The sequence below is a fragment of the Paraglaciecola arctica BSs20135 genome (assembly GCF_000314995.1).
In the GTDB taxonomy this organism is placed as follows: Bacteria; Pseudomonadota; Gammaproteobacteria; order Enterobacterales; family Alteromonadaceae; genus Paraglaciecola; species Paraglaciecola arctica.
Map to the genome: position 1 here is coordinate 1 of NZ_BAEO01000046.1, position 1753 is coordinate 1753.

Annotated in this window: 1 protein-coding gene; it reads right to left on the minus strand. The window is 42.3% G+C overall.

Annotated elements, in window-relative coordinates; translation table 11 throughout:
• Window positions 1–184: 184 nt before the first annotated feature.
• Window positions 185–1618, minus strand: coding sequence for an IS1182 family transposase (locus GARC_RS15020; protein WP_007621651.1), 1434 nt, complete (start codon window positions 1616–1618; stop codon window positions 185–187).
• Window positions 1619–1753 lie beyond the last annotated feature (135 nt).

Here is a 1753-nt window from a genome sequence, read left to right on the forward strand (position 1 = left end):
GCACAGACTGTGTAAAAACTATTTTGAATAGTAATCTGCGGCAGTTTCAGCCACATTCTTAGCATCGGAGTTGATGTGTCGGATATTTAGTTGAAATAGTAAATTTGCGCGTTGAGAGACTTTTGGATGGCAATAATGGCTGTTAATAAGGCTATACACGTGATTTTTTAAGGGGTAATTACCCCTAGGCCATCATCGCCTCCATCAAACCAGTCGTTCCCATTATCGACATCATTCGTTTCAGGTTATACGCCAGCACACTGAGGCTCATTTCAGTGCCGACGCTCTCTAGGCGCTTGGTTACAAAGTGAGTGGCACCCATCCACATTTTTATGGTGCCAAACGGGTGTTCCACTGTTTGCTTTCTCAGAACAGGTATATCAGGATTATCGTCCAATCGCTTTTGCATATCTTCAATGATTGATTCGTGTATCCACCGTCTCATTCGCCGAACCTCGTTCTTTGCGCTAGTCGTGCATTTAGCACGTATTTCACACTGGCTACAGGCGACATTGTTAAAGTAGACGTCTTGTTCAACTCCTTTTTCCTTCGAACGAAAACGGTTTTGTAAGGTCTCTCCCGCAGGACAAATATACACATCTTTATCCTTGTCATACTTAAACAGGGATTTGTTGAATATCCCTTTTTTCGCCGAGCCAGAAGTATCGGTTTGAGGAACATTAACGGTCATACCTAGGTCATGTGACGCCTTGATATCATTGCGGCTGAAGTAACCTTTATCTGCAATGACGATGATGTCTTTGTTCTTCATTGCTTGCTGCACTTGTTTAGCCACTAAGGTTAATTGGCCTCTATCAGTGGTCATCACAATGTCATGATGGGCGATGAGATGGTGCTTAGTGTCTACTGCCGTTTGTACGTTGTAGCAAACCTGTCTTTCCATATGGTGCGTCTTCATCAAACGTGCATCAGGGTCGGTTTGTGATACCTGTTTGTCTGGATGCTCACTCACTTCTACTTCAAGCGCTTTAAGCTCAATCAAGCGCTGCTCAAGCCATGCCAACTTTGAGGCTGAGACGGTGTTTGAAGACTCTTTTTCATTCTCGTCTTTGCTATCCATTTGGCTTAAGTATTTTTGAATACTCTTCTCAACACGGTCAATATGGAATTGGACTTTGCTGGGTGTGTAATTTTTTGACTTGTTGTTTACGGCCTTGAACTTACTGCCATCAATGGCGAAGAGTGAATCGGTGAACATATTCATCTGGCGACACATCTCTACAAACTGACGGCACGCACCTTTAATTCCTTTGCGGTTATCCTTTCTGAAGTCAGCTATCGTTTTAAAGTCTGGCATTAATCGACCAAGCAACCACATCAATTCAATGTTGCGATGGCTTTCTTTTTCTAAGCGACGGGAAGTTTGAATACGATTTAGATAACCATAGATATAGAGTTTTAACAGGATGGCTGGATGGTAACCTGGACGGCCTTTGCCTTTGGCAACAACACGCTCAAATCCAAGTGTTTCAAGGTCTAAACCCTCTACAAATACATCCACGACTCTAACGGGGTTATCTTCAGTAACAAAGTCATCAAGCGCTTCTGGAAACAAGGTGGTTTGTGTTCTTGACTGGCCTAAAATATGATGAGCCATCACGTTTTCTCTATGGTTTAGCTGACCATATAATTATACTAAAAGTGGTGATTTAATAGGCGGCAACAATAAGATTGTTTGATCATAAAAACATAGAACTTAGACCAAAAGGTGATCAATAGTTTTCACACAGTC

What these genes read in the sequence shown, in the direction of transcription:
- GARC_RS15020 (WP_007621651.1), bottom strand. Translation starts at nt 1,618, where the DNA reads ATGGCTCATCATATTTTAGGCCAGTCAAGAACACAAACCACCTTGTTT.